20 protein-coding genes are annotated in these 20,596 nt (G+C 70.2%); 12 read left to right on the forward strand and 8 right to left on the reverse strand.

Annotated elements, in window-relative coordinates; translation table 11 throughout:
• The first annotated feature begins 219 nt into the window (after positions 1 to 219).
• From pgi to OG828_RS09330, 4 genes are read left to right on the forward strand one after another with little or no spacing between them, the layout of a single operon-like run.
• Positions 220 to 1,908: a glucose-6-phosphate isomerase gene (gene pgi, locus OG828_RS09315; protein WP_328500777.1), complete on the forward strand. Its 1,689-nt coding sequence runs from the start codon at positions 220 to 222 to the stop codon at positions 1,906 to 1,908.
• An 11-nt stretch (positions 1,909 to 1,919) separates the two neighbouring features.
• The gene (gene gnd, locus OG828_RS09320) at positions 1,920 to 2,798 is read left to right on the forward strand and encodes a phosphogluconate dehydrogenase (NAD(+)-dependent, decarboxylating) (protein WP_328442297.1); all 879 of its coding nucleotides are present in this window, start codon (positions 1,920 to 1,922) and stop codon (positions 2,796 to 2,798) included.
• Positions 2,799 to 2,804: 6 nt separating this feature from the next.
• A complete protein-coding gene (locus OG828_RS09325) occupies positions 2,805 to 3,392 on the forward strand; it encodes a histidine phosphatase family protein (protein WP_328500778.1) in 588 nt (195 codons plus the stop codon).
• A gap of 46 nt (positions 3,393 to 3,438) precedes the next feature.
• Positions 3,439 to 4,902 (forward strand): membrane-associated oxidoreductase, encoded by a 1,464-nt coding sequence (locus tag OG828_RS09330; RefSeq protein ID WP_328500779.1) that lies wholly within the window; start codon positions 3,439 to 3,441, stop codon positions 4,900 to 4,902.
• A gap of 1 nt (position 4,903) precedes the next feature.
• Here OG828_RS09330 and OG828_RS09335 read toward each other — a convergent pair whose 3' ends face one another.
• Positions 4,904 to 6,688, reverse strand: a complete 1,785-nt coding sequence (locus tag OG828_RS09335) for a bifunctional sugar phosphate isomerase/epimerase/4-hydroxyphenylpyruvate dioxygenase family protein (RefSeq protein ID WP_328500780.1) — start codon at positions 6,686 to 6,688, stop codon at positions 4,904 to 4,906.
• A 96-nt stretch (positions 6,689 to 6,784) separates the two neighbouring features.
• On the reverse strand, positions 6,785 to 7,663 hold the full coding sequence (locus OG828_RS09340; RefSeq protein ID WP_328500781.1) for a shikimate dehydrogenase: 879 nt from the start codon (positions 7,661 to 7,663) through the stop codon (positions 6,785 to 6,787).
• A 156-nt stretch (positions 7,664 to 7,819) separates the two neighbouring features.
• Here OG828_RS09340 and OG828_RS09345 point away from each other — a divergent pair, with 156 nt between their 5' ends.
• From OG828_RS09345 to OG828_RS09360, 3 genes are all read left to right on the forward strand, one after another.
• Positions 7,820 to 8,485, forward strand: coding sequence for a TetR/AcrR family transcriptional regulator (locus OG828_RS09345; protein WP_328500782.1), 666 nt, complete (start codon positions 7,820 to 7,822; stop codon positions 8,483 to 8,485).
• Between the two features lie 154 nt (positions 8,486 to 8,639).
• The gene (locus tag OG828_RS09350) at positions 8,640 to 9,986 is read left to right on the forward strand and encodes an MFS transporter (protein ID WP_328437464.1); all 1,347 of its coding nucleotides are present in this window, start codon (positions 8,640 to 8,642) and stop codon (positions 9,984 to 9,986) included.
• Between the two features lie 378 nt (positions 9,987 to 10,364).
• Positions 10,365 to 11,036 (forward strand): hypothetical protein, encoded by a 672-nt coding sequence (locus OG828_RS09360; RefSeq protein ID WP_328500783.1) that lies wholly within the window; start codon positions 10,365 to 10,367, stop codon positions 11,034 to 11,036.
• Here the strand turns inward: OG828_RS09360 and OG828_RS09365 are convergent.
• On the reverse strand, positions 11,023 to 11,301 hold the full coding sequence (locus OG828_RS09365; protein WP_328437466.1) for a tetratricopeptide repeat protein: 279 nt from the start codon (positions 11,299 to 11,301) through the stop codon (positions 11,023 to 11,025). The two genes, OG828_RS09360 and OG828_RS09365, sit on opposite strands and share 14 nt — an antisense overlap.
• 216 nt (positions 11,302 to 11,517) lie before the next feature.
• Between OG828_RS09365 and OG828_RS09370 the strand changes: the two genes are divergently transcribed.
• Positions 11,518 to 12,510 (forward strand): IS481 family transposase, encoded by a 993-nt coding sequence (locus OG828_RS09370; RefSeq protein ID WP_328500784.1) that lies wholly within the window; start codon positions 11,518 to 11,520, stop codon positions 12,508 to 12,510.
• Here OG828_RS09370 and OG828_RS09375 read toward each other — a convergent pair.
• Complete coding sequence (locus tag OG828_RS09375) at positions 12,507 to 12,947, reverse strand: PPOX class F420-dependent oxidoreductase (protein ID WP_328352439.1); 441 nt, start codon at positions 12,945 to 12,947, stop codon at positions 12,507 to 12,509. The two genes, OG828_RS09370 and OG828_RS09375, sit on opposite strands and share 4 nt — an antisense overlap.
• A 78-nt stretch (positions 12,948 to 13,025) precedes the next feature.
• Here OG828_RS09375 and OG828_RS09380 point away from each other — a divergent pair, with 78 nt between their 5' ends.
• From OG828_RS09380 to OG828_RS09390, 3 genes are all read left to right on the forward strand, one after another.
• Positions 13,026 to 13,601: a TetR/AcrR family transcriptional regulator gene (locus OG828_RS09380; RefSeq protein ID WP_328500785.1), complete on the forward strand. Its 576-nt coding sequence runs from the start codon at positions 13,026 to 13,028 to the stop codon at positions 13,599 to 13,601.
• A complete protein-coding gene (locus OG828_RS09385) occupies positions 13,598 to 14,251 on the forward strand; it encodes an MFS transporter (protein ID WP_328500786.1) in 654 nt (217 codons plus the stop codon). Before OG828_RS09380 ends, OG828_RS09385 begins: the two co-directional genes overlap by 4 nt.
• Before the next feature lie 64 nt (positions 14,252 to 14,315).
• Positions 14,316 to 15,542 (forward strand): serine hydrolase domain-containing protein, encoded by a 1,227-nt coding sequence (locus OG828_RS09390; protein WP_328500787.1) that lies wholly within the window; start codon positions 14,316 to 14,318, stop codon positions 15,540 to 15,542.
• Between the two features lie 42 nt (positions 15,543 to 15,584).
• Here OG828_RS09390 and OG828_RS09395 read toward each other — a convergent pair whose 3' ends face one another.
• The 4 genes from OG828_RS09395 to ribA form a co-directional block, all read right to left on the reverse strand.
• Positions 15,585 to 16,715, reverse strand: a complete 1,131-nt coding sequence (locus OG828_RS09395) for a saccharopine dehydrogenase family protein (RefSeq protein ID WP_328504831.1) — start codon at positions 16,713 to 16,715, stop codon at positions 15,585 to 15,587.
• Complete coding sequence (locus OG828_RS09400) at positions 16,708 to 17,763, reverse strand: saccharopine dehydrogenase (protein ID WP_328437470.1); 1,056 nt, start codon at positions 17,761 to 17,763, stop codon at positions 16,708 to 16,710. Before OG828_RS09400 ends, OG828_RS09395 begins: the two co-directional genes overlap by 8 nt.
• Entirely contained in the window at positions 17,760 to 18,905 is a 1,146-nt protein-coding gene (locus OG828_RS09405; RefSeq protein ID WP_328500788.1) for an NAD(P)/FAD-dependent oxidoreductase, read from the reverse strand. The genes OG828_RS09400 and OG828_RS09405 overlap by 4 nt, the downstream gene beginning before the upstream one ends.
• A gap of 151 nt (positions 18,906 to 19,056) precedes the next feature.
• Positions 19,057 to 19,716: a GTP cyclohydrolase II gene (gene ribA / locus OG828_RS09410; RefSeq protein WP_210575168.1), complete on the reverse strand. Its 660-nt coding sequence runs from the start codon at positions 19,714 to 19,716 to the stop codon at positions 19,057 to 19,059.
• A gap of 38 nt (positions 19,717 to 19,754) precedes the next feature.
• On the opposite strand from ribA, the gene OG828_RS09415 reads away from it, so the two are divergent.
• The gene (locus tag OG828_RS09415; protein ID WP_328500789.1) at positions 19,755 to 20,525 is read left to right on the forward strand and encodes a creatininase family protein; all 771 of its coding nucleotides are present in this window, start codon (positions 19,755 to 19,757) and stop codon (positions 20,523 to 20,525) included.
• Positions 20,526 to 20,596 lie beyond the last annotated feature (71 nt).

Raw genomic sequence — 20,596 nt, forward strand, 5'->3', positions numbered from 1 at the left:
AGCTCATCACCAAGCCGAGCGGGGGCGATGGGGGTACCTCCCACGCGAGCCGAGCGAAGCCGGTTCGAGCGTGGGGGAGCGTGCAGCTGCAAGGCGGAGGAGGGAGTCATGGCGGAGCCATGGCGACCGACGACAACGCCGCAGATGTGCGTGCCAGGGCCCGCGACACCGGCAAGATCCATCAGACGCCCCCTCAGGGCACCAAGGAGACCGTCTCCCATGTCTGACTTCCCCAAGCCGACCCGGCGGCCCGAGTGGACTGCCCTGGAGGACCACCGCGCCGACGCGCTGCAACGTCCCCGGCTGCGTGAGCTGTTCGCGGACGATCCCGGGCGCGCGGAGCGGTACGTCGTACGCGTCGGCGATCTGCGCATCGACTACTCCAAGCACCTGATCACCGACGAGACGCTGGCCCTGCTCCAGGAACTCGCCGCCGCCACCGAGGTGTTCGGGCTCCGCGACGCCATGTTCCGCGGCGACCGCATCAACATCACCGAGGACCGCGCCGTGCTGCACACCGCGCTGCGCGCCCCGCGGGACGCGGTGATCGAGGTCGACGGCGAGAACGTGGTCCCGGCCGTGCACGCCGTCCTCGACAAGATGGCCGGCTTCGCGCACCGCGTCCGCTCGGGCGAGTGGACCGGCCACACCGGCAAGCGGATCCGCAATGTCGTCAACATCGGCATCGGCGGCTCCGACCTGGGCCCCGCGATGGCGTACGACGCGCTGCGCCCGTACACCGCACGGGAGTTGACGTTCCGCTTCGTGTCGAACGTCGACGGCGCCGACCTGCACGAGGCCGTCCGCGACCTGGACCCGGCGGAGACGCTGTTCATCGTCGCGTCGAAGACGTTCACCACGATCGAGACGATCACCAACGCCACGTCGGCGCGGTCCTGGCTGCTCGCCGGTCTTGGCGATGGGGGCACCTCCCGCTCGAGCGAATTCGAGAGTGGGGGAGACAAGGCGGTGGCCCGGCACTTCGTCGCGCTGTCGACGAACGCCGGGAAGGTCACCGAGTTCGGTATCGACCCGGACAACATGTTCGAGTTCTGGGACTGGGTCGGCGGCCGCTACTCGTTCGACTCGGCGATCGGGCTCTCCCTGATGATCGCCATCGGTCCGGACCGGTTCCGGGAGATGCTCGACGGCTTCCACATCGTCGACGAGCACTTCAAGAACGCGCCCGCCGAGGCCAACGCCCCGCTGCTCCTGGGCCTGTTGGGCGTCTGGTACGGCAACTTCTTCGAGGCCGAGTCGCACGCGGTGCTGCCGTACAGCCACTACCTCTCCAAGTTCACGGCCTACTTGCAGCAGCTCGACATGGAGTCCAACGGCAAGTCGGTCGACCGCGACGGGCACCCGGTGGGCTGGACCACCGGTCCGGTGGTGTGGGGCACGCCCGGCACCAACGGGCAGCACGCCTACTACCAGCTGATCCACCAGGGCACCCGGCTGATCCCCGCCGACCTGATCGGCTTCGCCCGGCCGGTCGGCGAGCTGAGCGACGAACTGGGGGCGCAGCACGACCTGTTGATGGCCAACCTGTTCGCGCAAGGACAGGCGCTCGCCTTCGGCAAGACCGCCGACGAGGTGCGCGCGGAGGGCGTGCCGGAGGCGCAGATCCCGCACCGCACCTTCCTCGGCAACCACCCGACCACCACGATCCTCGCCCCCGAGCTGACCCCGTCGGTCCTCGGCCAGCTGGTCGCGCTGTACGAGCACAAGGTGTTCGTCCAGGGCGCGATCTGGCACATCGACTCCTTCGACCAGTGGGGCGTCGAGCTGGGCAAGGTCCTCGCCAAGCGGGTAGAGCCCGCACTGACCGACGGCACAGAGGTGCCCGGTCTCGATCCCTCCACCGCCGCCCTCGTGGCCGCCTACCGCGAACTCAAGGAAGAGAACTGATCATGGCACCGATGCAACTGGGGCTCATCGGCCTCGGCAAGATGGGCGGCAACATGCGCGAGCGGATCCGCCGCGCCGGCCACACCGTCGTCGGCTACGACCGCAACCCCGAGGTCTCCGACGTCGGCAGCCTGACCGAACTGGTCGAGCGGCTCGAAGCGCCGCGCACCATCTGGGTGATGGTCCCGGCAGGCGCCGCCACCCAGTCCGTCGTCGACGAACTCGGCGACCTCCTCCAGCCCGGCGACATCGTCGTCGACGGCGGCAACTCCCGCTGGACCGACGACGAGCAGCACGCCGAGGAGCTCGGCGCCAAGGGCATCGGCTTCGTCGACGCCGGTGTCTCCGGCGGCGTGTGGGGCCTGGAGAACGGCTACGCCCTGATGGTCGGCGGCGACAAGGAGCACGTGGAGCGGCTCCAGCCCGTCTTCGAGGCACTCAAGCCGGAAGGCCCGTACGGCTATGTCCACGCGGGCAAGGTGGGCGCGGGCCACTTCTCGAAGATGGTCCACAACGGCATCGAGTACGCCATGATGCAGGCCTACGCCGAGGGCTGGGAGCTGCTGGAGGCCGTCGACTCCGTGACCGACGTGCGCGAGGTCTTCCGGTCCTGGCAGGAGGGCACGGTCATCCGCTCCTGGCTGCTCGACCTCGCCGTCAACGCCCTCGACCAGGACGAGCACCTGGACAAGCTGCGCGGCTACGCGGAGGACTCCGGCGAGGGCCGCTGGACCGTGGAGGCCGCCATCGACAACTCGGTCCCGCTGCCCGCCATCACGGCGTCCCTGTTCGCCCGGTTCGCCTCGCGCCAGGACGACTCGCCGCAGATGAAGATGGTCGCGGCGCTGCGCAACCAGTTCGGCGGCCACGCCGTCGAGCCGAAGGAGTAACCGGCCGTGGGGGATCTTCTGCTGGTCCGCCACGGTGAGACGGAGTGGAGCATGTCGGGCCGGCACACCAGCTGGACCGACCTGCCCCTCACCGGGCACGGCGAGGAACAGGCCAAGTCACTCGCCCCGCTCCTCGCCCACCGGACCTTCTCCCTGGCGCTGTCCAGCCCGCTGCACCGTGCGCTCCACACCGCCGACCTGGCGGGCCTGTCCGGCGTCGTGCCCGACGAGGATCTGCACGAGTGGGACTACGGCGCGTACGAGGGCGTCACCACCGTCGACATCCACCGCGCCCGCCCCGACTGGTACCTGTGGACGGACGGCGTGCCACCGGGCCCGGCGGGACACCCCGGCGAGTCACCGGCCCAGGTCGGCGCCCGCGCGGACCGCGTGCTGTCCCGGGTCGACGACGCCCTCGCCGACGGTGACGTGATCCTCGTGGCCCACGGCCACTTCCTGCGTGTGCTGACGGCACGGCGGCTGGGGCTGGCTCCGGCGGAGGGACGGCTGTTCCAGTTGGCGACGGGGACGGTGAGCCGGCTGTCCCTGGAACACGGGCGACCCGTGATCGCGGAGTGGAACACGCGGCCGTAAGTACGTTGTTGACACGCGTGGTTCGGTCAGGTCAGAGTCGCCGACGATGGAGCCGAACGATCTGACACCGACCGAGCTGCGCGTGTGGCAGGCCTTTTCCCACGGGGAGTCCGTGGACTTGCGTTCCGCCGCCGGCGAGGACGTGGGGAACGGAGCGGACTGGGGGCCGGAACGCTCCGTCCGCGCGGCCGTGTTGAGGTCGCTGCTTCTCAACGGCCCTCAGGAGGACGGCGAAATAGCGTCGCTGAAGCTTGCGGGGGCTCGTATCACCGGGGTGCTCGACCTTCAGTACGCGACGATCGACCACCCCGCGCGGCTCAGACGCTGCCACTTCGACGAGACCCCACGGCTCTACGCCGCCCGGCTCCGCGAGCTCAACCTCAGCGAGTCCGACCTGCCCGGGCTCACCGCCCAGGCCCTGCGGGTGGACGGCACCCTGCGGGCGACGCGAACCGTGTTCCGGGGACCGGTGCGGCTCGGCGGGGCGCAGCTCGCCGGGAGCCTGTACATGGAGAGCGCACAGATCGACGCGCCGGACGCCGAGGAGCCCGTGCTCCAGCTCAACCAGGCGGCTCTCGGGGGCGATCTGTGGGCACCGGGGCTGGTGACCCACGGACAGATACGTCTCAACGGCGCGAACGTCACCGGGACGGTCAATCTCACCGACGCGCGGTGCGAGAACCCGGGTGACGCCGTCCTCGACGCGATGGCCCTCACCGTAGAGGGAGACCTCGCGCTGAAGCGCGCGCACGCCCGTGGATGGATCGGCCTGAAGGGCGCCCGAATCGCCGGCCGCCTCGACCTGTCGTACGCACGCCTGTCGAATCCGGGCGATGCCGCGCTACGGGCGAGCAGCTGCACCATCGGGGAGCTGTGGCTGCGCAAGGGCCCGCCCCCACAAGGCACTCTGAACCTGCGCCGCGCCCAGATCGACGTCCTGTTCCTGGAGCCCGAGGTGGTCCCGGACCGGGTCCGGCTCGACAACCTCTCCTATACGTCCCTCACCCCGCACGAGCCGGCCGAGCGCCGTCTGCCCATGCTGGAGCGGGACGCCGAGGGCTATGTCCCCTACGCCTACGAGCAGTTGACCGCTGCCTACCGTCGCATCGGCGACGACCACGCGGCCAGGCTCGTCCAGCTCGCCAAGCAGCGCCGCCACCGCTCCACGCTCGGCTGGTACGGACGCCTGTGGGGCCACGTCCAGGACGCCACGGTCGGCTACGGCTTCCGCCCCTTGCGCGCCTTCGGCTGGCTGCTCTCCCTGCTCGCCGTCGGCTCGATCGCGTACGCCCTGCACCACCCGCCCCCGCTGAAGCCCTCCGAAGCCCCGTCCTTCAACCCGGTGTTCTACACGCTCGACCTGCTGCTGCCGGTGATCTCCTTCGGGCAGGAGAGCGCCTTCGCCCCGAAGGGCGGGTACCAGTGGCTGTCCTACGTCCTCATCATCACCGGCTGGATCCTCGCCACGACCGTCGTCACCGGCGTGACCAGAACCGTCAGCCGCCAATGAGTCACGTCACCGCGTGCTGCGCCGCCAGCCGCACCGGCGCGTTCGGGGCGCCGTAACCGCGGTAGCCGCCGTCCCGCTGGACCAGTTCGAAGAAGACCCGCCCGATCGTCTGCGTATAGCAGTGGCGGAACTCGCCCTCCGCGTCCCGGTCGTAGAGGATCCCGAGTTCCCGGTACGTCGCCAACTCACCGTCGGCGAACTCGTACCGGGCCGCCAGGTCGTCGTAGTAGTTGGCGGGGATCGGCAGCAGCCGGCCCCCGGAGTCACGGAAGCGGCGGGCCGCGGCGACCACGTCGTCCGTGGCCAGCGCGATGTGCTGGGCGTGGACCGTGTCGTCGGTCGGTGCCGCCGAGACGGTGAGCGCGATCCGTACGCTGCCGTCCGCGTTGGTGACCGCGCGGCTGCGCAGCAGGCCGTAGGGGTCGGCCACGTCGACGCTTTCCTGCGCGTGCAGGCCGAGCACACTGCGGTGGAACAGGGCGGCCTCGTCGAAGTGGTGCCAGGGCTGGGTGAGGGCGAGATGGTCGATGCGGGTCACGTGCGCCGCGCCCTTCCCGACGGCCACGTCCTCGAAGTCGCCCCGCCAGTCGGGGCGTTCGCGCCCAGCACCGGAGGCGCAGAAGAAGAGTTCCGTGCCGTCGGGCGCCGCCACGGCGTCCAGCAGGGCGTCCTCGGCGGCACGGCGGCGCGGCAGCACCGGCGCCAGCAGGGCCTCGGCACGACGGGACGCGCCCACGGGGTCCGGTGACTCCAGGCCGATCGCGGCGAGTCCGGTGCCGTCGCGGCGGGCGGCCGGACCGGTGTTGACCAGGACGCGTGCCTCGCCCTGCTGCCAGAGATCGACCGGTTTGCTGCGGTGCCGCGCGGTACGGGCGAAGCCCAGCGCGCCGAGCACCGCAGCGACGGGTTCGGCATCGGGCGTGACCAGTTCGGCGAAGGCGACACCGGTGGGGACGACGGGAGCGGGCGGCGTGGCCAGACCGACCGTCTCCTGAAGGACCAAGAGAGAACGGTGGGCGTCCACGGCGGTGGGACCGGCCTCGGCCTGCCGGAAGACGTCGTTGAAGACCTCCAGGGAGAGCGGACCGTCGTATCCGGCACGGATCACATGCTGCAGAAGTCCCGCGACGTCGAAGCCTCCCTGGCCGGGGAAGCAGCGGTAGTGGCGGCTCCACTGCAGGACGTCCATCGCCAGCAGCGGTGCGTCTGCCAGCTGAAGGAAGAAGATCTTCTCACCCGGGATCTCCTCGATGCCCTTGGGATCCGAACCGCGCGAGAGGATATGGAAGCTGTCCAGACAGGTACCGAGCGCGGGATGATCGGCGGCCTCGACAATCCGCCAGGCATGGTCGTACGTACTGACATGCCGCCCCCACGCCAACGCCTCGTACGCCACCCGGACCCCGAACTCCTGTGCCAGCTCGGCCAGTTGACGCAGATGCCAGGCCGCCAGCGCGTCATCGTCCTCGGCCAGCGGGGAAACACTGGAGCAAACCAGGACGGTGTCCGCCCCCAACCTCCGCATCAACTCGAACTTGTGCCGCGCCCGCCGCAAATTGCGGCCGAACTCCTCATCCGGCACGGCTTCGATGTCCCGCATCGGCTGATAGAGATCAATGCTCAGCCCGAGGTCGGCACAACGGCTCCGAATCTCCTCCGGTGTACGAGGGCTGGCCAACAGATCATTCTCAAAGATCTCCACCCCGTCGAACCCGGCCCGGGAAGCGGCAGTCAGCTTCTCGGTCAGGGAACCACTGAGAGAGACGGTGGCGATGGATGTACGCATGGAGGGTGCTCCTTCAACTCGCCGAACGACAGCGCCCCTTCAGGGGCGCGGGGAACTGCGCGATCAACCACAACCGACCCGCACCCGACACACCACCTAGCCCGCCGAGCTCTCCACAACCCCGCCCATCTCCGCAATGTCGGCCAGCATTCGCGCGCTATCGGGCTCACGGCCGGTGAAGAGACGGAACGCATCCACCGCCTGGAACACAGCCATCCCGCCCCCGTCCAACGCGGCGCAGCCAACCTCACGGGCCGCACGCAGCAGCTCCGTCTCCAGAGGCCGATAGACAACCTCGGCGACCCACAACCCGGGATGAAGCAGTTCCGCGGAAAAGGGCAGACCCGGGTGCGCCGCCATACCGGTCGGCGTGGCATGCACGACCCCGTCCGCTTGGGCGAGCAGCTGGGCCAGCCGGTCCGGCGTGCCGACAGCCACCCGCCCCTCGCCGAAGTGCCGGTTCAGCGCCCCGGCGAGACCCGCAGCGCGATCCCGCAACGCGTCCACGACAGTGACCCGCTCCGCACCCAACGTGAGCATGGCGTGCGCAACAGCCGCACCCGCACCCCCCGCACCCACCTGCACAACCCGCTCCAGCGGCGCGTCCGGCAGACCGCGCGCGAACGACGCGGCGAACCCGGTGACATCCGTGTTGTGCCCGACCGCGCGCCCGCCCTCGAAGACGACCGTGTTGACCGCACCGAGCGCCTCGGCCTGCGGAGCGAGCGCGTCCAGGTGCTCGATCACGAGCTGCTTGCACGGATGCGTGATGTTGAGCCCGTCGAACCCCAGGTCCCGCGCCGCACGCACCAGGTCTCCCACGGCCTCGGGCCCGACGCCGAGCGCGTCGAGGTCGATGAGCCGGTACACATAGCGCAGACCCTGGCGGTCGGCCTCCCGCTCGTGCAGGGCCGGGCTGAGCGACGGGCCGATGCCCGCACCGATCAGCCCGACGAGATACGAGTCCTTGGCCACGCGGACCTCCTGAGCGGCTCACTAATGTACGAACTAGTACGTTAGCTATATCAGCAGCCGTCGACCAGGGGAAGCCCCAGCCGGAAACCCGAAACCAGGCACGGGCGCCTGCTTCTACAATCACCGGCACTGGACCGCCTGCCCTAAGGAACCCGGATGACCAGCGTCGACGAACCGGCACGCAACAACGGGCGCATCCGTGACGCCGCCCGCACCCGGGCCGAGATCCTCGACGTCGCGACGCAGGAGTTCGCACGGTCCGGGTACGCGGGGGCCCGCGTCGACGAGATCGCCGCCCGCACCCGCACCACGAAGCGGATGATCTACTACTACTTCGGCGGCAAGGAGCAGCTGTTCACGGCCGTGCTGGAGCGGGCGTACGGCGTGATCCGCGAGGCGGAGCAGCAGCTCGACGTCGAGCATCTGGACCCGGTCGCGGCCATCCGGCGCCTGGCCGAGGTGACCTTCGACCACCACGAGGCACACCCGGACTTCATCCGCCTGGTCAGCATCGAGAACATCCACGAGGCCGAGCACATCGCCGGCTCCGAGAAGCTCGGCAAGATCGGTTCACCGGCCCTGGACGTGATCGGCCGGATCCTTCAGGCGGGGCAGGAGTCCGGGCTGTTCACCGCCGACGTCGACGCCGTCGACCTGCACGCCATGATCAGCTCCTTCTGCTTCTTCCGGGTCGCCAACCGGCACACCTTCGGCGCCCTGTTCGGCCGCGACCTGGTGGCCCCGGCCCAGCGCGAGCACTACCGGACCATGCTGGGCGACATGGTGATCGCCTACCTCACGGCGGACCGCGCGACAGGCTGAACGCGCACGACCGACCCCTTGACAGCGGGGAAACGCGCGCGCAACATCCCTACCCACCGGGACTAACTACCCAGTGGGTTAATTAGCCGAAGATCCGGCCCTTCTCCCCGCCGCTCACTCCCCCTTACGTTGGAGTTTCCTCAAAGGAGCCGCCGTGTCCGTCCCCGTCCCCTCCGCCCCGCCCGGGCAGCCGAAGAAAGCCGCGACCGCGGCCTGGATAGGCAGCGCCCTGGAGTACTACGACTTCTTCATCTACGGATCCGCCGCCGCGCTGATCTTCCCCAAGGTCTTCTTCGACGAGTCGGACCCGGCCACCGCGACCCTGCTGTCACTGGCCACGTTCGGTGTGGCGTACGCGGCACGGCCGGTCGGCGCGCTCTTCCTCGGGCACTTCGGCGACCGGGTCGGACGTAAGAAGATCATGGTCTTCACGCTGATCCTGATGGGCGTGTCGACGTTCCTGATCGGCTGTCTGCCCACCCGCGCCCAGATCGGCACGCTCGCTCCGGTGCTGCTGGTCCTGTGCCGGGTCCTCCAGGGCATCTCGGCGGCGGGCGAGCAGGCCAGCGCCAATTCCATGACGCTGGAACACGCGCCACCGAACCGGCGCGGCTTCTTCACCAGCTTCACCCTCAGCGGCACCCAGGGCGGGCAACTGCTGGCCACCCTCGTCTTCATCCCGGTCGCCGCGCTCCCCGAGGACCAGCTGCTGTCCTGGGGCTGGCGGGTCCCGTTCTGGATGAGCATCGCGGTCGCCGTCGTCGGCTACGTCATCCGCCGCAAGCTGGAGGAGACACCGGCCTTCGCCCAGCAGGCCGCCACCGAGGGCGTCGTGAAGCTGCCGCTGGTGGTGCTGCTGCGCGAGCACTGGGCGGACGTCCTCAGGGTGATCGCGGGTGCGCTGATCGCCTCGGTGAGCACGATCTTCACGGTCTGGGCGCTGGCGTACGCGACCAGCGACGCGGTCGGCATGTCCCGCTCCTCCATGCTGTGGGTGGGCGCGCTCGCGAACCTCGTCGCGCTCGCCGCGATCCCGCTGTGGGCCACCCTGTCGGACCGCATCGGCCGCCGCCCGGTCTATCTGATCGGCGCCGCCGGCAGCGCGGTCATGATGTTCCTGTACCTGTGGTCGATCTCGACGGGCTCCTACCCGCTGACCCTGCTGCTGGGCATCGTCACCTTCGGTGTCGTCTACAGCGCCGCGAACGGTGTGTGGCCGTCCTTCTACGGCGAGATGTTCACGACCCGGGTCCGCCTGTCCGGCATGGCGATCGGCACGCAGATCGGTTTCGCCGTGGCCGGTTTCGCGGTCACCTTCGCCGCGCAGATCGCGGGCCCCGACGGCAGCGACTGGTCGTCGGTGGCACTCTTCACCGCGGCCCTCTGCGTGCCCCCGGTCATCGCCGTCCTCACGGCCCGCGAGACCCACAAGGTGCCGACGGAACACCTCGGCGAACGGACACCCGGCGAGGCGGCCCAACGGGAGACGGTGACGGCTTGACCCCGCACGGCTGAAGACCCCGAGTCCCCGGACGCCTTTGACGGCTCCGGGGACTCGGGCGCTCTCCCCTAAGCAGGTCGCGAAGTCGGCTGCGGTTCGGCAGCGCCCCGAAGGGGCGCGGGGCTGTATCGATATGCGGCTCCGCCGCGTGGGCGCGACCATCCACGACGGACCCGCAGACGAAAATCGGCACCGGAACGCCGTCACCCGCCCCCAGGACGCGTCCTCCGTCGGATGACAGGCGACCTCCGCAGGCGGCGCCTTGAAGATGAGCCAGCCGTGTCCGGCGTCGACGTGCGACCAGCCCATAACGTCCCGGAAGAAGGCGCGGTCCGACGTCCACCGCGGTAAGGGCAGGCACTGTCGTTGCCCGATCGTATGAAGCGCCCGCAGATGGAAGCGCTGCTCGATCACCACCAACCGCCGCCCCATCCGGCCGAGTTCGTCGGCTCCGCACCCGGCGAGTCGGCAGCCCGGCTCCGCCGGCTCTTCTACGACGCGATCGGCATCCCCGAACCCGACGAGCCCGCGCGCCTCGAACCGCTCCCCCTCCCGCCCTACGAACCACCCGCCCCCGCCGTCCCGTTGCTGGTGCTCACCCGGCTGCTGGGCTCCGGCGAGATCGCGGTCACCCGGTACGCGGGCCCGCATGCGCGGGACGACGAAGCGGGCGAGGCGCACACCGCCGTTCACGAGGACACCCACGAGGCCGATCAACTGCCCTACGCGGATGTGGTGTTCCGGTACGGAGACGCCGACGACCCGCGCTTCGGATCCCCGGCCGACTGGACGGCGGAGATCCTGGACCGGCATCGGAGCTGCGCCCTCGCCGCTTATGTCACCGTCCGCGGGGCCTGCGTGGTGCGCACGCGGGCAGGGGCGCTGCTGCGCCTGGACGCCGGGCCCGGCGCGGACGCGGATCGGGCCGTGTACGCCTCGGCGCTGCATGCCTGGCTCGCGGCGGGCAAGTCGTCGGAGGAACTGGTCGCGCAGGGGCTGACGGTGCGCACCGGTGAGGTCGTCCACCCGGTGACGGTCACTGCGGTGTGACGCACCGCTCGCGCAGCCCGCGCAGATGGGCCACGTGATACGCGGCGTTCTCCCCCTCCAGTGCCGCGAGCACCTCCTCGATCAACGGCAGCGCGGCCTCGAACTCGTCGCCGTCCAGGCGGGTTTCGGCGAGGTCAGTGAGGGTGCGGGCGGTGTTGTAGGCCTCGCCGCTGTCGCGGAAGAAGCGCAGGGCGCGTTCCAGTCGTCGTACGGCCTCGTCGCGACGGCCGAGGCCGCGCAGGGCCCGTCCTCGGTGGCGCTGCAACAGGGCGCGGGCGCGCGGCAGATCGGCCGCTCCCTCGTCGGTGGGGCCGATGGCGTCGAGGAGGGTGCCCGGAGAACGGCCACGTGGCCTAGGTGTACTGCCCAGGCAGGTTGGTCGAGTTTGTGCTCTGACACCGTCTGAATCGGGTGACGGGTGAAGGCCTCCGGTTGTGGAGTGAAGCTGTCGAGGAACCGCTCCGCCAACCAGGAGGCCTTCGTGTCTCACGCTAACGCTGCTTTGACGCCTCGTGCCCGGCTGCGCCTGGCGCGTCTGATTGTCGATGACGGCTGGCCGGTCGCCCGTGCAGCCGAGCGCTACGACGTGTCCTGGCCCACCGCCAAACGGTGGGCCGACCGTTACGCCGAGTCCGGGCCGGCCGCCATGCTCGACCGGTCCTCACGGCCTCACCGCAGCCCGGCCCGAACCCCGCAGCCCCAGGTCCGCAAGATCGTGCATCTGCGCTGGAAGCAACGGCTGGGCCCGGTCCAGATCGCCGGGCGGCTGAGCATGCCCGCCTCGACCGTCCACGCGGTTTTGACCCGGTGCCGGATCAACCGGCTGTCCCACATCGACCGCGTCACCGGCGAGCCGGTCCGCCGCTACGAACACGATCATCCCGGTGCGATGCTCCACATCGACGTCAAGAAGCTGGGCAACGTTCCCGACGGCGGCGGCTGGCGCTATGTCGGACGCGTCCAGGGCCGCAGGAACCGCGCCGCGACACCCGACAGGCCCCGCAACAAATACCGCGGACCGCTGCTGGGAACCGCGTTCGTCCACACCGTCGTCGACGACCACTCCCGAGTCGCCTACGTCGAGATCCGCGATGACGAGACGGCCGCCACCGCAGCCGACGTCCTGCGCGGTGCGGTCGACTGGTTCGCAGTCCGTGGGGTGACGATCGAGCGGGTCCTCACCGACAACGGCTCGGCCTACCGCTCCCGCCACTGGTCCCGGACCTGCCACGAACTCGGGATCACACCGAAGAAGACCCGGCCCTACCGGCCACAGACCAACGGCAAGGTCGAACGCTTCCACCGCACGCTCGCCGACGGCTGGGCCCTGGGACGCTTCTACGCCAGCGAATCAGCCCGCCGCAAAGCCCTGCCGGCCTGGCTCCATCACTACAATCACCACCGCCCCCACACCGCGACCGGCGGCAAAGCCCACATCACCAGGTTGACCAACGTCCCTGGGCAGTACACCTAGGACCGCCGGGGAATGCCGTAGGCCCGCTCCACCCGCAGCCGCAGTACCACCCGCCCGTCGCGGACCATCGCGGCACGGTAGTCGTCCCAGTCGGGATGCTCGCCCCGCACGTCCCGGTAGAGCCGGATCAGCTCCTCGACCGTCTCGTCGTACGGGTCCTTCGCCACCGGCGAGAGCTGGGCCGTGCCCTCGGCGACCGTGTACGCCCAGGTGTCGGGGGTGGTCACGTGGTACGACGCCCGGGGGTCCCGGCGCAGATTGCGGGTCTTGGCACGGTCGTCCGTGATCGAGACCCTGACGATCCGCTCGTCCGGGTAGTAGGCGTGGTTGACGTTCGACAGCTGGGGCCGTCCGTCGCGCTTGAGGGTGACCAGCACGCCGGCCTTGGTCTCGGAGAGCAGCGCCAGCAGTGCGTCCTGAGACGAGTCGTGAGTCATGTCGGGTCAACGGGTGCGAGGGCTCTTCCCATTCCCACCCGCGTAGACAGCGTCTACGGCGCCTGGTAGACACTGTCTATGCGTGACTCCGAAACTGAATCCGAGACCGGACTGCGGTCCCGCCTGATCGACGTCGGCGTGGAGCTGGTGGCCACGGAAGGCGCGCAGGCGTTGACCCTGCGGGAGATCGCCCGCAGGGCCGGCGTGTCGCACGGAGCGCCGCGCCGTCACTTCCCCACCCACCTGGAGCTGCTGTCCGCCATCGCGCGCGTCGGTTTCGCCCGACTCGGGGAGCGGGCGTCGGCGATCGGGGAGGGAACGCCCAGGGAACAGATCGCGAGACTGGCGCGGGCCTATCTGGAGTTCGCCCTGCACGACCGCGGCATGTACGAGCTGATGTTCCGTCATGACGTGCTGGAGAGCGGCCACTTGGGTCTACGCGACACCAGCCTCCCCTTGTTCGGACGCCTGGTGGATCTCATCATCCGTGCCCGTCCCGACACGAACGCCCGCCTTGTCGCGGGCGCCCTGTGGGCGAACCTGCACGGCATCGCCCAGCTCTGGACCTGGGGCAGCCTCCAACTCGCCACCGACACCGAGGACTTCGAGCCGCTGCTGCGGGCGGCTCTGGACGCCCACCTGGGCGACGGGTGAACCGCCGGCTCACCCTCGCCGCGAGTGTGTCAGGGGCGGTGATCGTCGCCCTGGACGGCACCGTGCTGACGGTCGCCCAGCCGACCCTGCAGCGGGATCTGGGCGCCTCCTTCGCGGAGGTCCAGTGGACCGGCACCGGGTATCTCATCGCCGTCGCCTCCCTGCTGGTGTTCGCGGGACGCCTCGGCGACCGGTACGGGCACCATCGGCTGTTCGCCCTCGGCATGCTGCTGCGCCGGGCCGGAGCGCGGCGTACGACGGTGGCGGCCATGGTCGTGCTCGCCCTCGGGATCCTGATCCTTTCCCGGGCGTCGGGCACCCTCGCCCTCTGCACCGGCTTCGCTCTGCTGGGGGCCGGGTTCGGCACCGTGATGGTGGCGGCCACGCATGTCGTCGTGCGGCGGGCCGCGGTCGCGTCGGCCGGGGTGGCGGGCGGGTTGCAGCAGACCGCGATGAATGTGGGGCCGACGGTGGGGGTGGCTGTCGTGACGCCGCTGATGGGGCTCGGAGACGCGTTTGCGCTGGTCGTGCTCGTGGGGGTGGCCTTGGTCGGGGCGCTGGCGGGGCTCGCGTTGCCTGTGCTTTCCGCCACGTCGGGCACAGATCGTGCCCATCCGAGCGACCGTATACGCGTTCCTACGCGACCATGAGGTCTGAGGGCGTTGCGGCTGGGTATGCCGGACCGCACCTCGACGAAAGCGACGGAGGACACCGATGGCACTGCTGCGACAAGAGGTCGAACCCGACGAGGTGGGGCTGGACCCGAAGGCGCTGGACCGCCTCGACCAGTATTTCGCCCACTACGTCGACGAGGGACGACTGCCCGGGTTCCTCGCGGCTGTCACGCGCGGCGGACGCGTCGCCCATCTGACCACGCACGGCCGGCGTGACGTCGCGGCCGGGCTGCCCGTCGAGGCGGACACCCTGTGGCGGATCTACTCCATGACCAAGCCGGTCACCGCGGTCGCCGTACTGCTGCTGATGGAGGAGGGCAAGCTGTCGCTCGACGACCCGGTCGCCGCGCACCTGCCGGTCTTCGCCGACGTCCAGGTGTACGACAGTGGCTCCGGGGCGGACGTCAAGACCCGTGCGCCCGCCGGGCCGATGCTGATCCGGCATCTGCTCACCCACACCTCGGGCCTGACCTTCGCCTTCTACCACTCCCACCCCGTCGACGCCCTCTACCGCGAGGCCAACCTGGAGTCGTCGGTGCCGCCCGGTGCGAACCTGGCCGAGACGATCGACGTGTACGCGAGCCTGCCGCTCCAGTTCGAGCCGGGCACGCAGTGGAACTACTCGGTGGCGTCGAACGTCCTGGGCCGGGTCATCGAGGTCGTGTCCGGGCAGTCGCTCGACGAGTTCTACCGGGAACGGATCTTCGGCCCGCTCGGGATGCCGGATGCCGGGTTCCAGGTCCCCGCCGAGAAGGCGGACAGGCTGTCCGAGCTGTACGGGGAGACCGAGGGCGGCGGTATCGAGCCGATCCCCGGGCTGCCGCTGCACGGCCGGCCCCGGTTCCTGTCCGGCAGCGGCGGCATGGTGGCCGGCGCGTACGACATGCATCGCTTCATGGAGCTGCTGCGGCGCCGCGGCGAACTCGACGGCGTCCGTCTGCTCGCCCCGGAGACCGTGGACCTGATGACCTCCAACCACCTTCCCGGCGGCGCCGACCTGCACTCCTTCGGCGCTCCCCCGCACAAGGAGCCGGGCAACGAGGGCGTCGGCTTCGGCTTCAACGTCTCCGTGGTGATCGACCCGGCCCGCACGCAGGCACCCTCGGGGCTGGGCACGTACGGCTGGAGCGGCGTCGCGACGACCACGTTCTGGGTCGACCCGAGCCGCGATCTGACCGTGCAGTTCATGACCCAGGTGCGGCCCCGGACCTCGCACACGATGTTCCCCGACCTCAAGAGGCTCGTGCACGAGGCCGTCACAGACTAGTCGGCTCAGACTGATCAGCTCAGACTGATCAGCTCAGACTGATCAGCTCAACGTGAACTCGACGCCTTCCCGGACGAGTTCGCTGAGCCATTCCTGCGAGCGCGCCGCGGTCTCGGCGGCGCGGTTCAGGCCGGGCGGCAGCGAGCCGTCCAGGATGTGCCGGACGCCGAGCGCGAGGGTGCGGGAGACACAGCGGGCCATCGCGCTCTCCTCCGCGTCACCGGTCAGGTCCAGGAGGTAGCGGCCCGACCACTGGTTCACCTCCAGCGACACCGCCAGCACCACCCGGTCCCGGTCGGCCTCCGTGGTCGGGTACTGGGCCGCCAACTCCTGTGCCAGAGCCGCGATCCGGGCGTCGTCACCCGCCTTCAGCTCCTCGAACACGGCGTCCCACGCCCGCAGCCAGCCCTCCAGACGCAGCGTGCCGCGGACGAAGGTCTGCGCCTTCCACGCGGGCGGCACTCCGTACTGCTCCACGAAGGGCAGGCTGTCCCGGTTGGGGTAGACCTCGAAGGTCTCGCCGTCCACGACGTGCTCCCGGGTCGCCTCCCAGGGCCGCTCGGCGACGGTCTCCGCGCCGTCCTCGATGTAACGCGCGGGCGAGCGCAGGGCATTCAGCACTCCCGCGGGCGCCCAGCTGAAGCGGTACCTGAAGTCGTTCGGCACTGCGGGGACGCCGCCGCAGTACGAGGTGAGGCGGTACGAGGCCGCCGTGTCGTCGCCGATCGCCTCCCGGGCGCGGGCGACGAGGCTGTGCGCGAAGAGATGGTCGATGCCGGGGTCGAGACCGGCCTCGGTGAGCACGACGAGCCCGGCCTCCGTCGCCGCGGGCACCTGCTCGAGCACCGCCTCAGACACATAGCTGGAGCAGGCGAAATGCGCCCTCCCCTGCACGCAGGCCGCCAGAATCCCGGCATGCTCGGGCGCGGGCAGCATCGATACGACGACGTCGCCGGGCGCCAGTTCGGCAGTGAGCGACTCCAGCGTGTACGTCCGAGGCTCGGCGCGACCGGTGAGGCCCCGCTCGTCGAGGGCCTCGGCGGCGCGCTGCTCGGTGCGGTGCCACAGCCGTACCCGCTCGGCGGTGTCGCACAGCGCCGCCAGTCCGCTGCCCGTGGACAGTCCGGCACCGATCCAGTGCACGGTACCGCTCGCCGGAACCCGTTCACGCATCATGGAACTCCCCTTCCGCGATGCCGAGTTCACGGCAGGCCTGGTGGAACCGGTCCAGACAGCGCCCCCACGGCCCGCCGGTCTCGAACTCCAGCAGCTGGAGCACCAGGGACGCCGAGAAGTCGGTGCTGGACTCCCGCGGCAGCAGGGACGGCAGGTTGTCGATGGCGATGAGGTCCAGCGGGGGTTCCTTGCGCAGGCGGCGGACCGGGTCCGTCCAGTCGGTGACGCGGTCGTAGACCGGCAGCACGTTCAGGGGCGAGCCGACGTCGCAGGTGACGTCGCAGAGGGTGCGCAGACGGCGGGCGGGGTCGTCGAGGTCCTCGTCCCTGAGGAAGGGCGGGATGGGGGTGGTGGCGAGGACCGCGTTGACCATCACGTCGTGGTCGAGGAGGGCCCGGCGGTCCAGGTCGCGGGTCTCGGCGAGGTCCCAGGCGGTCGGGTCGAGCCCGGCGACATGGAGGGCGACGCGGGCGCCGCGCCCGCTGCGGCCGAGGGCGCCGATCACCAGCGCGGTGAACGCCTCGCCGGGAGCCTGGAGTGCCTCGTCCAGTTCCTCCTTGGACGTGGGGCGCAGGGGTGCCCGAAGGCTGCCCCGGTGATGGAGCACCGCCAGGGCCGCGCCCAGGTAGCCCGCCCAGAAGCCGAAGGCGGCGAGGCGGCGGCCGTCGTCGTCCACCAGATATTCGAGGTCGAGGAGCCTGCCTCCCCCGGCGGCGAACCGGCGCAGCAGTTCCGCCGCACCGGGCTGCCGCTTGTAGGCGTGCCCGAAGAAGATGTGCCGGTGGATCAACGTGCCCGGACCGTCCGGGAGTTCCTTCAGTCCGAGGACGACGGCGTCCTTGGGCGCCGACACCCACGAGCCCGGCGCCGCGACCCGGCAGCCGACCGCTTCGTACTCCTCGATCGGGAAGATCCGCTGCGGTGACTCCTCGACGGTCAGCACCGCTCCGCCGTCGATGAGCCGACGTGCGTCGGACGGCACGATCGGGGTGCGGCGTTCGGTGGAGCGGACCTCGTGGCGCAGCCACAGGTGGAGCTCGGTCATACGAGATTGGCCTCCGGACGCGGGGCGTCGGCCGCGAACCGGCCGGCGCTGAGCGGGCTGACGTCCACGAAGGGTACGCGGCCCAGGTACAGGTCGCGGACGACCTCGCCGACGGCGGGTCCCTGCAGAAAGCCGTGGCCGGAGAAGCCGGTCGCGTAGAGGAAGCGGGAGGGTGAAGTGGCCTCGCCGATCAGCGCGTTGTGGTCGGGGGTGTTCTCGTACAGGCCCGCCCAGCCGCCGGTGCGGCGCAGGTCGAGGAGGGCCGGGGCGCGGCGTCGCATGGCCTCGGCGAGGCGGGGGATCCAGCGGTCGTGGGCGTCGGTGGCGAAGCCGGGCCGCTCGTCGGGGTCGGACATGCCGAGGAGGAGGCCGGGGCCCTCGGTGTGGAAGTAGAGGCTGGTGCTGAAGTCGATGGTCATGGGCAGGTCGGGCGGGAGTCCCTGGACCGGCTCGGTGACGGCGATCTGGCGGCGTAACGGCTCGACCGGCAGGTCCACGCCGGCCATGGCGCCGACGGCCTTCGACCAGGCGCCGGCCGCGCAGATCACGGTGTCGGTGGTGATGCTGCCCAGGGTCGTGCGTACGGCGGTGATGGTGTCGCCGTCCCGTTCGATGCCGGTGACATCGGTGTGGCGCAGGATCCGGGCGCCGAACTCGCGGGCCGCGGTCGCGTAGCCGTGGACGACGGACTCCGGCGTGCAGTGGCCGTCGTCCGGTGAGAACGCGGCCGCCAGCAGTCCGTCGGTGCTGATCAGCGGGGAGAGCCTGTGTGCCTCGGCGGGAGTGATCATGCGGCTGGCCACGCCGAGGGAGTTCTGCAGCCGGACGCCCGCCTCGAATCCGGCGACCTGCTCGGGCGTCGACAGCAGGAACAGATAGCCGACGCGGTGCAGTCCGATGTCGGGGCCGATCTCTTCCCGGAAGCGGCCGAAGGCCTCCAGGCTGCGGGCGCCGAGCTGGATGTTGAGCTCGTCGGAGAACTGCGCCCGGACACCGCCCGCCGCCTTGGAGGTGGATCCGGCCCCGAGTTCGTCCCGTTCGACCAGGACCACGTCCCGTACGCCGGCGCGGGCGAGGTGGTAGGCGATGCTCGTGCCCATGACTCCGCCGCCGATGACGACGACCCCGGCCTGCAGCTTCACGTGTGTGCCTCCTTGGCGGCGTGGATCACGGCCCGGGCCACGGCGACGCAGAGCAGGCCCCCGGCCCGGTCTCCGGAGAGGCCCGGTCTCCGGAGAGGAAGAGGACGTCGTCGGTCACTCCCTCTTCCTGTCCGGACCGGCGCCACGGCAATCAGGACCAGTGCGCCACGGCGTCCAGATGAGGCAGGTGATGGTCGAGGCGCTCCCGCTTCGTCCGCAAATAGGTGATGTTGCTCTCACACGGCGGGATGAGCAGCGGGACCTGCTCGGCGACTTTGATGCCGTGCTCCAGCAACGCCTCGCGCTTGCGCGGGTTGTTCGACATCAGGCGTACGGAGCGCACGCCCAGGTCGTCGAGGATGCGCGCGGCGACGCCGTAGTCCCGGGCGTCCACGGGCAGGCCCAGCGCGAGGTTCGCCTCGACGGTGTCCAGGCCCTCCGCCTGCAGCGCCATCGCGCGCAGCTTGCCGAGCAGGCCTATGCCGCGGCCCTCGTGGCCGCGCAGGTAGACGACAACGCCGCGCCCTTCGGCGGCGACGGCGCGCAGCGCGGAGGCGAGTTGATCACCGCACTCGCAGTGCTGGGAGCCGAAGGCGTCGCCGGTCAGGCATTCGGAATGCAGCCGGGTGAGGACGTCGTCCGTGCCGATGTCACCGTGGACCAGGGCCACTTGCTCGTCACCGCGATCGTGGTCGAGATAGCCGACCGCGCGGAATTCCCCGTACACCGTGGGCAACGGCGCATTCACGACGCGCTCCACTCCCGTCCGCTGTGGAGACTTCGTGCCGAGTACGCCAATGTTTTCTGTCATGATCTGGTTCCTAAGCAGAGACGAAGGGCCATGAGGAAATGAGTGTTTCGGGATCGCGTTCGGCGGCACACGGGCTGTTGCCGGCGGACACCACGGAAGATGTACGCACGCGAGGGGCAGGCGTCTCACGGCAGGTCGCCGTCCTTCCCGTCGGAAGCTTCGAGCAGCACGGCCCCTTCCTTCCGCTGGCCACCGACACGCTCGTCGCCTGTGCCGTCGCGCGGGAGATAGCCGCCGCGCACCCGGTGCACCTCCTTCCTCCGGTGACGATCTCCTGTTCGCACGAGCACGCGGCCTGGCCGGGGACCGTCAGCATCTCCTCCGTCACCCTTCATGCGGTGGTACGGGACATCGCGGCTTCGCTCCGCCGCTCGGGCGTCGACGCCCTGGTTCTGGTCAACGGGCACGGCGGAAACTATGTACTGGGAAACGTCGTTCAGGAATCCTCCGCGCAAGGAGAGTCGATGGCGCTGTTCCCGGCCGCGGAGGACTGGGAGACGGCGCGGGAGCGGGCGGGGGTGCGGACCTCGCTGCTCACCGACATGCACGCGGGGGAAATTGAGACCTCCATCCTTCTGCACGCTCATCCCGAATTGGTCAGGTCCGGTTATGAGACCGCTGATTTCGTCGCGGACGACCGGCGCCATCTGCTGACCCGCGGAATGTCCGCCTATACCGATTCGGGTGTCATCGGGCGTCCTTCGCTGGGTTCGGAGGAAAAAGGGAAGGCGCTGCTTGAGAGCCTCGCGGATTCCTTCGGCGCGTGTTTGTCGCTGTTCACGGATGACGCGGGTGACGCACGGGGGTAGCGCCGGCGGGCGACCAGGACGAGGACGCCGGGCAGGCTGGCCGCGAAGCTGAGCACGCCGTACACGACGGC

Source organism: Streptomyces sp. NBC_00457, assembly GCF_036014015.1.
Classification (GTDB): domain Bacteria; phylum Actinomycetota; class Actinomycetes; order Streptomycetales; family Streptomycetaceae; genus Streptomyces.

Excerpts from the sequence above, each read along its gene's own strand:
- OG828_RS09390 (WP_328500787.1), top strand. The coding sequence starts at position 14,316 with ATGGCACTGCTGCGACAAGAGGTCGAACCCGACGAGGTGGGGCTGGAC.
- OG828_RS09360 (WP_328500783.1), top strand. The coding sequence starts at position 10,365 with ATGAAGCGCCCGCAGATGGAAGCGCTGCTCGATCACCACCAACCGCCG.
- OG828_RS09375 (WP_328352439.1), bottom strand. The coding sequence starts at position 12,947 with ATGACTCACGACTCGTCTCAGGACGCACTGCTGGCGCTGCTCTCCGAG.
- ribA (WP_210575168.1), bottom strand. The coding sequence starts at position 19,716 with ATGACAGAAAACATTGGCGTACTCGGCACGAAGTCTCCACAGCGGACG.
- OG828_RS09395 (WP_328504831.1), bottom strand. The coding sequence starts at position 16,715 with ATGCGTGAACGGGTTCCGGCGAGCGGTACCGTGCACTGGATCGGTGCC.
- OG828_RS09345 (WP_328500782.1), top strand. The coding sequence starts at position 7,820 with ATGACCAGCGTCGACGAACCGGCACGCAACAACGGGCGCATCCGTGAC.
- gnd (WP_328442297.1), top strand. The coding sequence starts at position 1,920 with ATGCAACTGGGGCTCATCGGCCTCGGCAAGATGGGCGGCAACATGCGC.
- OG828_RS09335 (WP_328500780.1), bottom strand. The coding sequence starts at position 6,688 with ATGCGTACATCCATCGCCACCGTCTCTCTCAGTGGTTCCCTGACCGAG.
- OG828_RS09330 (WP_328500779.1), top strand. The coding sequence starts at position 3,439 with ATGGAGCCGAACGATCTGACACCGACCGAGCTGCGCGTGTGGCAGGCC.
- pgi (WP_328500777.1), top strand. The coding sequence starts at position 220 with ATGTCTGACTTCCCCAAGCCGACCCGGCGGCCCGAGTGGACTGCCCTG.
- OG828_RS09380 (WP_328500785.1), top strand. The coding sequence starts at position 13,026 with ATGCGTGACTCCGAAACTGAATCCGAGACCGGACTGCGGTCCCGCCTG.
- OG828_RS09415 (WP_328500789.1), top strand. The coding sequence starts at position 19,755 with ATGAGTGTTTCGGGATCGCGTTCGGCGGCACACGGGCTGTTGCCGGCG.
- OG828_RS09400 (WP_328437470.1), bottom strand. The coding sequence starts at position 17,763 with ATGACCGAGCTCCACCTGTGGCTGCGCCACGAGGTCCGCTCCACCGAA.